7 protein-coding genes and 1 pseudogene are annotated in these 10,235 nt (G+C 45.2%); 7 read left to right on the top strand and 1 reads right to left on the bottom strand.

What is annotated here, in order from left to right; all coding sequences use genetic code 11:
• Positions 1 to 233: 233 nt before the first annotated feature.
• From VOR_RS0102440 to hldE, 3 genes are all read left to right on the top strand, one after another.
• Complete coding sequence (locus tag VOR_RS0102440) at positions 234 to 1,490, top strand: methyl-accepting chemotaxis protein (protein ID WP_010318060.1); 1,257 nt, start codon at positions 234 to 236, stop codon at positions 1,488 to 1,490.
• A gap of 126 nt (positions 1,491 to 1,616) precedes the next feature.
• Complete coding sequence (glnE, locus tag VOR_RS0102435) at positions 1,617 to 4,460, top strand: bifunctional [glutamate--ammonia ligase]-adenylyl-L-tyrosine phosphorylase/[glutamate--ammonia-ligase] adenylyltransferase (protein WP_010318058.1); 2,844 nt, start codon at positions 1,617 to 1,619, stop codon at positions 4,458 to 4,460.
• A gap of 63 nt (positions 4,461 to 4,523) precedes the next feature.
• A complete protein-coding gene (gene hldE, locus VOR_RS0102430) occupies positions 4,524 to 5,954 on the top strand; it encodes a bifunctional D-glycero-beta-D-manno-heptose-7-phosphate kinase/D-glycero-beta-D-manno-heptose 1-phosphate adenylyltransferase HldE (protein ID WP_010318056.1) in 1,431 nt (476 codons plus the stop codon).
• Between the two features lie 77 nt (positions 5,955 to 6,031).
• On the opposite strand, the gene tolC is transcribed toward hldE, so the two are convergent.
• Positions 6,032 to 7,348 carry an outer membrane channel protein TolC gene (gene tolC / locus VOR_RS0102425; protein WP_010318053.1) on the bottom strand — a complete coding sequence of 439 codons (1,317 nt, stop codon included), beginning with the start codon at positions 7,346 to 7,348 and terminating at the stop codon, positions 6,032 to 6,034.
• A gap of 234 nt (positions 7,349 to 7,582) precedes the next feature.
• Here tolC and nudF point away from each other — a divergent pair, with 234 nt between their 5' ends.
• From nudF to yqiA, 4 genes and pseudogenes are all read left to right on the top strand, one after another.
• Entirely contained in the window at positions 7,583 to 8,212 is a 630-nt protein-coding gene (gene nudF, locus VOR_RS0102420; protein ID WP_010318052.1) for an ADP-ribose diphosphatase, read from the top strand.
• Positions 8,200 to 8,634: pseudogene (locus VOR_RS17630) on the top strand (DUF1249 family protein). The gene nudF and the pseudogene VOR_RS17630 overlap by 13 nt, the downstream one beginning before the upstream one ends.
• 47 nt (positions 8,635 to 8,681) lie before the next feature.
• Positions 8,682 to 9,503 carry a 3',5'-cyclic-AMP phosphodiesterase gene (gene cpdA / locus VOR_RS0102410; RefSeq protein WP_010318051.1) on the top strand — a complete coding sequence of 274 codons (822 nt, stop codon included), beginning with the start codon at positions 8,682 to 8,684 and terminating at the stop codon, positions 9,501 to 9,503.
• 1 nt (position 9,504) lies between these two features.
• Positions 9,505 to 10,089, top strand: a complete 585-nt coding sequence (yqiA, locus tag VOR_RS0102405) for an esterase YqiA (protein ID WP_010318050.1) — start codon at positions 9,505 to 9,507, stop codon at positions 10,087 to 10,089.
• The last annotated feature ends 146 nt before the right edge of the window (positions 10,090 to 10,235 follow it).

The following is a 10,235-nucleotide window of genomic DNA, read 5'->3' as shown; positions in this document are numbered from 1 at the left end:
GGGCCGATACCTTTCTAAACGGTATGAGTGATTGATAAGGATGAGCAACAAGTCTGAGATCACAAATAATGCCACAAATGAGCAGGTCAATGACAATAAACGCATTGAGTTTGTCTCATGTTTGATATCATCTTCTTTCATACGAAGCTCAAAAATAGTGTTTTTTTGATTTGTTTGAGTTTGTATCTACTGACCTAAATTATCAACGAATAAGACAGAGTGGAGAACTGACAATGACAACAATGGCATTTAAGCCATGGGAACGTTTGATTACCGATATTCGTCTCGTTCCTAAAATGGTTATGCTGATGGTGTTTAGTACAGTATTGATCGTCACAAAGCAGCTTTGGGATGCTCGTACTTTTTACGAATCACTGCTTGCAGTAACTCAGAATACCGACATCGCTCAGCAACACTATGATGCTTATTTGACTCAAGTAGTATGGCAAACGGCACTCATGATCATCGTTTTTGTTGTGCTGTTACTCGCCGCAGCCAAAGTCATGCTGCGCCAAACACAATATTTAAGTGATTCAATTAAGTTGATGGCAAGTCGTGATCTTTCCACACCGATTAATATGGAATGTAAAGATGAGTACGGTGACGTTGCACGCGAACTTGAGAAAACTCGCCGCCAGTTACAAGACGTCATCAAGATGCAAGTCGATGCCTCGCAAGAGCTTTCGTCACTTACTGAGGTCATGACTATTAGCATGTCAGAAACCAAAGAGTCCGCTCAAGAAGAGTTTAACGAAATTGATCAACTTTCTACCGCGATGAGTCAAATGACATCGACTGCACAAACGGTCGCTGAGCATGCACAACATGCGTCAGCATTAACCGAACAAGCATCATGCCAAGCGGAAACGGGGCAGCGTTTTGTCAAAGGCACCATTACTAAAATGAGTGAATTATCGAAAGATATCGCTGCATCAGCGCAAGCCGTGACTCAAGTTGAAGAGCGCGTCGCGGCCATTGGCAGCGTGGTTGGCACTATCCAAAGTATTTCCGAACAAACGAATTTACTCGCGCTTAACGCTGCTATTGAAGCGGCGCGTGCCGGTGAAGCAGGACGAGGCTTTGCCGTGGTCGCTGATGAAGTGCGTAACTTAGCGCAGCGCACCCAAAAAGCAACGATTGAGATCCAAGAGATGATTTCTCAATTACAAAATAGTGCCAATTCTGCTGTTGATTTGATGGAAAAAAGTGTGGTTGAAGCGGCTGATGGAGTTGAATTGGTCACTAATGCAGGTAGCGAACTCGACGGCATTGTCAGTCAAGTACAACGCATCAACGGTATGAACTTGCAGATAGCAACGGTGGCAGGGCAGCAAACTAGCGTGGCTCAGGAAATGGACCAAAATCTCACCAATGTGAGGGAGCTCGTTGAAGCCTCAGTAACAGTGGTTGGTGAGTTGCTTGAAACATCAGAGATCATGCAAAGTAACGCTGAAGAGTTAGATCGGAAAATTACGATGTTCAAAGTCTAACTCTGTAGAAATTCGATCCTTCAATCAACGCCCACAATTCTTGTTGTTGGGCGTTTTTTATTGATATAAGTTTGCTATAAATAGCCTTCTAGCGACTGCATTGGTCTCAATTCACAAGGATGTCACATGTTACTGCCTTCATCACTTCACGCTTTTGCGCACACAACCTATCAAGATTTGCTAGAGCAACAACCGAGTATTGCGCAGTGGTCCGAGCCATTGAAAAAACAACTGTTGTATGTGGTCGGGATGAGCCAGTTTATCAATGAAGCATTATTGCGCGATGAACGGTTGTGTACGCAATTGCCGGAAATGTTGGCGGGAGAGCCAAGGCTAGAGCACTACCGAGACGATCTCGCCATACAGTTAGAAGGGTGCAAAGATGAAATGTCAGGGCATCGTATTTTGCGTCAGTTTCGTAACCGTGAAATGGTGTACATCGCTTGGCGAGATTTCACCGCCAGTTGGACGTTAGAAGAGAGCCTTACACATCTTTCAGCACTGGCGGAAGCGCTCATTTTTGAGACCTATCAGTGGCAGTACGCTGCTTGCTGCTTAGAGTGGGGAGCGCCAAGCAACGACCGAGGTGAAGCGCAACCTATGTTGATCATTGGCATGGGCAAATTAGGTGGCGGTGAGTTGAACTTTTCTTCAGATATCGATCTCATCTTTACTTATCCTGAAAACGGTGAAACACAAGGCGCTCGCCGCAGCATCGCGAATGCACAATTTTTTACCCGCTTAGGCCAGCGAATCATCAAAGCGTTGGATCAACATACCTTTGACGGTTTTTGCTACCGAGTTGATATGCGTTTGCGTCCTTTTGGCGAAAGTGGCCCACTGGTGATGAGCTATGCGGCGCTCGAAGATTATTACCAAGAGCAAGGGCGTGATTGGGAGCGTTATGCGATGATCAAAGCTCGAGTGATGGGGCGGGAAATGTATCCGCAGTATCAAGAGCTGCGTCAAATGCTGCGGCCATTTGTGTTCCGCCGCTACATCGATTTTAGCGCCATTCAATCGCTGCGCCGTATGAAATCGATGATCAGCAGTGAAGTGCGACGTCGAGGGCTGCATAACAACATCAAATTAGGCGCGGGTGGAATCCGCGAAATTGAATTCATCGCCCAAGTATTTCAGTTAATTCGTGGTGGACGAGAACCCAGTTTACGTCAGCGTGGATTATTAGAAACACTGGTTGCAATAGAAGAACTTGCCCTGCTCAAATCGCAAGAAGTGGCCGATTTACGACAAGCTTATCTGTTTTTACGTCGCCTTGAGAACCTATTGCAAGCGATGGCCGATAAGCAGACGCAAACCTTGCCAGACAATGAACTGGATCAACTTCGCTTAGCCGTTGCTATGCAATGCCCTGATTGGGTAACGCTGCTTCACGAAACGCATCAGCATATGACCAAAGTACATCAAGTGTTTGCAACTCTGATTGGTGATGATGAAGAAGATGACCACTGCGTTGCTAAATATTTTCACGAGCTGTGGGATATGGCGCACAAGCCAGATGTGCTTGAAACGATTTTTCAACAAGAGCTTACCTGTGATGATCCTGCCGGCATGGCGCATGTATTGATCCAATTTAAAGAGGATTTGGCGAAAAAAACGCTGGGTCCACGCGGACGAGATGTTTTAAACCGATTGATGCCTAAACTGTTCCAAGCAATTTTTACCCACCCAGATGCGCAGTTTGGCTTGCCTCGTGTGCTGCATTTGATGTACAAAATTGTGACTCGAACCACTTACCTTGAGCTGCTAGATGAACACCCTGCGGCATTGACGCAACTGGTGCGTTTATGCACCGCAAGCCCGATGATTTCGGAACAGCTTAGTCGTTACCCCATTTTACTCGACGAACTTATCGACCCGCAGCATCTCTATAATCCAATGGCGCTGTCCGCTTATAAAACTGAACTGCGTGATTTTCTTGCTCGTATTCCCGAAGAGGATATGGAGCAGCAAATGGAAGGATTACGCCAATTTAAGCAGATCTGCATTTTGCGTATTGCTGCCGCTGATATTGCCGGTGCGTTGCCTGTGATGAAAGTGAGCGATCACTTAACTTACCTTGCTGAAGCCATCGTTGAAGCTGTGATCAACCAAGCTTGGCAGCAAGTCAGTGCAAAATACGGCCAACCCACTCATTTAAAAGAGAGGGATGGTAAAGGGTTTGCCGTGGTTGGTTATGGCAAGGTGGGGGGCTGGGAGTTGGGCTACAATTCCGATCTTGATATCGTATTTCTCCATGACTGCCCAGCGGATTGCTACACTGATGGCGCAAAAGAGATTGACGGCCGTCAGTTTTATTTGCGCTTAGCCCAGCGCGTGATCCACATTTTTGCCACTCGCACCGCCTCTGGTATTTTGTATGAGGTTGATACTCGTTTGCGCCCATCTGGAGCGTCTGGTTTGTTAGTTAGCCCTGCTGAAGCGTTTGATGAATACCAGAGAAATGAAGCGTGGACGTGGGAACACCAAGCCTTAGTTCGTGCCCGAATCATTTATGGTGATGAGCCTCTGCAACAGGCTTTCCATCACACCCGTCATGAGATTTTGTCATTGACGAGAGATGAAACCAAGCTCAAGCAAGATGTAGTTTCGATGCGGATAAAAATGCGTGATCATTTGGGCAGTAAGAAGAGTGGCCGCTTTATGCTCAAACAAGACGCTGGTGGCATCACTGATATTGAGTTTTTAGCTCAATATCTAGTGCTGCGTTTTAGCCATGAAAAGCCAAAGTTGACGTTTTGGTCAGACAACGTACGCATTTTTGAATCACTACTGAACCAAGGTGTGATGGACAAAGAACAATCGCTGGCTCTCACCGATGCCTATACTTCGATGCGCAATCAGATCCATCATCGAAACTTGCTTAACTTGGATGCGGATGTTGATGAAAGTAAGTTTGTTGACCTGCGAAAACGAGTCACAGATGCTTGGCAGCAGTGGCTAGGTTGAGTGTTTTAGACACTCAATGAGCTGTGTTACACTCAGCACAATAACAAAAATTGGAGATCCACAATGAAACCAATCCTACCTGACTACAATGATGCAGGTGTATTGATTATTGGCGATGTGATGCTTGATCGCTACTGGTATGGCCCAACCGGTCGCATCTCACCAGAAGCCCCCGTTCCTGTAGTAAAAGTAGAGAATAGCGAAGAACGTCCAGGCGGCGCGGCAAACGTTGCAATGAACATTGCTTCACTAGGCGGTCATGCGCACATTGTTGGTTTAACTGGCGTGGATGAGCCAGCGAACGTTCTGACTGAAACGTTAACAGCGTTGAAAGTGAGTTGTGATTTTGTTGCTCTGCCAAATTACCCAACCATTACGAAATTACGCGTGCTAAGCCGAGGCCAGCAGCTGATCCGTTTGGATTTCGAAGATAAGTTTGAGAACACCGATCCAGAACTGATTTTATCTCGCATGGAACTGGCTTTACCGAAAGTAAAAGCGGTGATCTTGTCCGATTACGCCAAAGGCGCACTAGAGCATGTGCAGCAATTAATTCAAAAAGCACGTGCAGCCAACGTTCCCGTTTTTATCGATCCTAAAGGAGCCGATTTCGAACGTTATCGCGGTGCAACATTGCTTACACCTAACATGTCTGAATTTGAACAAGTCGTAGGCAAAGTAAAAACAGAGCAAGAGTTAGTAGAAAAAGGCTCTGCCTTGATTGAACAGTTTGATCTTGGCGCACTGCTGGTGACTCGCAGCGAACATGGCATGACACTATTACAGCGCAACCAGAAGCCATTCCATTTACCGACGTTAGCCAAAGAAGTGTATGACGTAACGGGCGCGGGAGATACGGTCATTTCAGTGCTGGCGGCATCAGTTGCGGCAGGTAAACCACTTGATGAAGCGTGCGCATTGGCCAATGCAGCGGCGGGTGTTGTGGTTGGGAAATTGGGCACTTCAACCGTTTCAACCATTGAACTAGCGGAAGCGGTTCATGGTAGCAAAGATACTGATTATGGTGTCATCAGTGAACAAGCCTTAATTGATGCGGTAAAAGTGGCTCAAGCTCAGGGCGAAAAGGTGGTGATGACCAATGGTTGCTTTGATATTTTGCATGCAGGACATGTTTCTTATCTTAACCACGCTGCCAAATTGGGCGATCGCCTGATTGTTGCGGTTAACACGGATGAGTCGGTTAAGCGTTTGAAAGGCCCAGGTCGCCCAGTCAATACAACAGATCGCCGCATGGCGGTACTGGCTGCATTGGGCGCTGTCGATTGGGTGGTTCCTTTTTCTGAAGATACGCCACAGCGTTTGATTGCGGCTGTACTACCTAACTTATTGGTGAAAGGTGGCGACTATAAACCTGAAGATATCGCTGGTGGTGAAGAAGTGATTGCGGCGGGTGGAGAAGTCAAAGTGTTGAACTTTGAAGATGGCTGCTCAACCACAGAAATTATTGAAGCGATTAAAGGCGGCAGAGGCTAACATCGCGCTGCATCCTTTGGCGGATTGTATAAAATGAGCCAATCGCTACAAAAAAGCCGCTGAAAATTCAGCGGCTTTTACTTTTTTAGTCTGTCCGCTTTTAAGCCAGCATTGATATCTAAAATATCTTGCTCGCTCAAGGTGCCTACTGCTTGACGCAATTGCAGTACGTTCAGTACATAGTCATAACGTGCGTTAGAGAGACTTTTATTCGCCTCGAAGAGAAGGCGCGTTGAATCAAGTACGTCAACAATAGTTCGCGTACCTACATCAAACCCTGCTTCGGTCGCCTCCAGTGCTGATTTCGCTGAAATAACTGACTGCTCATAAGCACGTAAAGCGCCAATGGAGGCATTGATGTTGTTATTAAATGCGCGTACATCTTTCACCACGCTGCGATACGTTTTTTCTAAATCTTGGCTTGCAGCAACGTACGCAAATTCGGCTTGTTTGGTTTGCGAGGTGGTATTTCCGCCAGTATACAGCGGCACCTTAAGGTTAATCCCAACATTGAAATCGTTGTAATCCACTTTAGAGCCGCCGTTATTATTACTCTCATCACCGTACTTATAGCCACCATCAAGAGTCAGTGAGGGTAAGTGTCCTGAACTTGCTAATGAAATATTATCTTTCGCGACATCCTGAGTAATACGCGCAGTCAGCAAAGAGAGGTTTTTCTGTTGAGCTTCTTCAAGTAGAACATCAATCGGCTGCGTTGTTTTGCTGGCTGAAAAACGATTAGTATCCAACACACTTAAATCAGAATGTTCTTGACCTGTTATTTCACGCAAGGTTTCATAGCTGTTGGTAAGACTATTCTTTGCTAAGACTTCATCAGCAAGTACACGATCGTATTGCGCTTGCGCATCATGCACGTCAGTAATCGCAGAAAGGCCGACTTCAAAACGTTGTTTCGTCTGCTCTAATTGACGAGCTACCGCCACTTTTTCTGCACGGACAAAGGCCAAGTTATCTTTAGCACGAAGCACTTCAAAATACGCTTGTGCAACGCGTAAAATCAGCCCTTGTTGCGTTGCCGCGTAGGCAGAATCCGCTTTGCGTGCATTTTTTTCTGCGGTATCTAAAGAAATCCAACTTGAGCGTTGATAAAGTTGCTGAGTAAAAGTGATGCCTGCCGTGAGCTTATCGCTTTCACGTTCATCAATATTACTGCGGTTAATATTGTAACCTGCGGCTAGGTCGATTTGTGGTAACAGATCGCCACGGCTAGATGTTACCGCTTCAAATGCAGCATCACGTTGAGCTGCAGAGCTCAGTAGCTGAGGGTCATTTTCTTTGGCTTGATTATAGATTTCAGCGAGGGTATCCGCCCATACTGAAGAGCTCAGGCTGCCTAATGCTGCGCTGATGAATAGTGGAAGCAGTTTTTTCATTGGTCCTATTCCCTGCCTTAATATGTAAGAAGGTTACTTTTAAGGAGTTTAACTTAAATTGGTGGTAATTCACTCGAAACTTTGCACTTTTTTACACATAACTGTCCATCTGTGCAATAAAAATTGATGCTCATTTAAAAATAAATATAAAATTTGTATAAAAAGTTGAGCAATATCCTTGGTGATGGATGAATTCCATGATTAAACTATGAGATTAAATGAGCGAGGTTTCAAATGCAGCAGCCTGATAAACGGTACAACCTTTTTACGCCCCAAGATGTGGACGTCATTTCAAAAGAAACTCTGTTCCAAGGTTTTTTCCGCATGGTGAAATACCGCTTTAAACACAAGTTGTTTGAAGGCGGATGGAGTGAGGAGATTGAAAGAGAAATGTTTGAAAGAGGTCATGCTGCGGCTATGCTTCCTTATGATCCTGCGCGTGATGAGGTGGTGATTATAGAGCAAATTCGAGTTGGAGCATTAGAGCACGCCCAGCCTTGGCAACTGGAAATTGTTGCGGGAGTCATCGACCCTGATGAATCGTCCGAGCAGGTTATCCGTCGAGAGGCGATCGAAGAGGCGGGAATTAAAGTGAACCGAATCGAAAAAATTAGCTCTTATTATCCATCATCTGGCGGATGCTCTGAATTACTGGACGTCTTTGTGGGTGAAATCGATGCAACGCAAGCTAAAGGTGTACATGGGTTGGAGTGTGAAGGTGAAGACATCAAAGTTCATGTCATGAGCCGTGAAGAGGCTTACCGCTTGGTGAAAAATGGTCAAATTGAGAATGGTGCCTCAATTATCGCTTTACAATGGTTAGAGCTAAACTATCAACAGTTACAATTGCAATGGCAGAATTAGCATTGAAAAAACCGTATCACGTTGATTTATCGGAATTAATGCGTGTGTACGAAACTAACTACGCGAAATTGAACGCTTTGCTACCAAGTCAGCCGAGCGTGGGTGACTTACGCTGTTATCAAGCTGCTCAAATGACCTATCAATTACAAGTGCTAGAGGTCACAAAGTACACAACTTTAGTGGAGATTTGTCAGAGTGATGACGTTTCAGTATTTCCATTACCGTCGATTTCTGTCAGGCTTTACCACGATGCACGTGTTTCCTAAGTGTGTGCAAGTGCGCGGATAAATCAGATCAAAGCTCGCTATGATTACCCGAATGAACAAATGATGCAAAAAGATGAGAAAGCGCAAATCAATCGCTTTTTAGGCGATTGGCTTACTTTCTGTTTAAAGCACGGGATTAGCCGAGCTCCAATTTAGTCTTCGTCATCGATGAAAATTAGTCATTCAATTTGGATTAATAAATTTTGAACGTGTCGCCAACTCTAGACAATTCAGACAGCATCAAGCTGCTACAAATCACCGATACGCATCTGTTTGCGCCGGATGATGGCAGCTTGTTGAGTGTTAATACGGTAGATAGCTTTCATGCTGTTGTGGCGGAGATTTGTGCGCAACATGTTAAATTTGATGCCATTCTGGCCACAGGCGACATCTCACAAGATCATAGTGCTGAGTCTTATCTTCGCTTCTCTCGTGGTATTTCCTCATTAGAAAAAACTTGTTTTTGGCTTCCAGGTAATCACGACTTTAAACCCAATATGGGCGCGGTATTCCCGTCAGAGCAGATTCAACAGTCGGAGCATGTATTACTCGGTGAACACTGGCAAATGGTGATGCTCGACTCTCAAGTCGTGGGCGTACCGCATGGACGGCTGAGCGATCAACAATTGGCTTTACTTGACGAAAAATTATCGACGCACCATCAGCGACACACCTTGGTTGTGCTACATCATCATCCTCTATTGGTGGGGAGTGCTTGGCTCGATCAACATAACCTTAAAGACAGCGATGCTTTTTGGAATATCGTCACGCAACATCGCAATGTGAAAGCCGTCCTGTGTGGTCATGTTCATCAAAATATGGATAAACTCCATCACGGTGTCCGAGTGATGGCCACTCCCTCAACCTGTGTACAATTTAAGCCCAATTCAGATGATTTTGTTTTGGATCGCACTTCCCCAGGGTGGCGTGAATTAACGCTATCGGCTGATGGTCAAATAGAAACTCAAGTCAAACGTTTAGCTAACGGCGCATTCCAACCTGATTTTAACGCTAATGGATACTGAAATGCCTATTCGTCAACCTATGCTGCTGTACATTCACGGCTTTAATAGCTCGCCGTTGTCGCATAAAGCACAAGTGATGGTGATGTATTGCCAAATGCAGCGACCTGATATCAAAGTGCTAGTGCCTAAGTTACCCAGTTTTCCCGCGCAAGCTGCGGAATATCTACTTGATCTTATTCACCAACATCAAGATCAATATCGCATTGCGCTGGTGGGGAGTTCATTAGGCGGGTATTTGTCGATTTGGTTAAACTATTTGTTTGGTTTTCGTGCCGTGGTGATAAACCCAGCAATCAAACCGTATGAATTATTGGCCAATTTTTTAGGCGAACAAGTCAACCCGTACACGCAAGAGCACTATCGACTCGAAGCAAAACATATTGAAGAGCTCAAAGCGTTAGAGGTTAAAATTAATGACGCCACTTCGTTTTGGTTGTTGCAACAAATGGGTGACGAAGTACTAGATTACCGTCAAGCTGTCGCTAAACTGACAGGGTCGAAACAGACGGTTGAATTTGGCGGCGATCATAGTTTTGTGAACTTTGAGCGATATCCGCGGCAAATCATCGAATTCCTAGATCTCTGACGGCTTCATTGAGGGGAGAGTCATAATTTTACCTGTTACTTACTTATCTCGCTTGACATAAGCAAGTCTCTTCCAGACTATGTTCTACCTATACTTTTGCAGTTTATAATGCTGAAAAAATCAGCGTTGTTGTCGTTAATTAAGCA

This window comes from Vibrio ordalii ATCC 33509 (assembly GCA_000257205.1).
GTDB lineage: Bacteria > Pseudomonadota > Gammaproteobacteria > Enterobacterales > Vibrionaceae > Vibrio > Vibrio ordalii.
The sequence above is the reverse complement of the archived record's forward strand: the minus strand, read 5'-3'. Positions and strand labels throughout refer to the sequence as shown.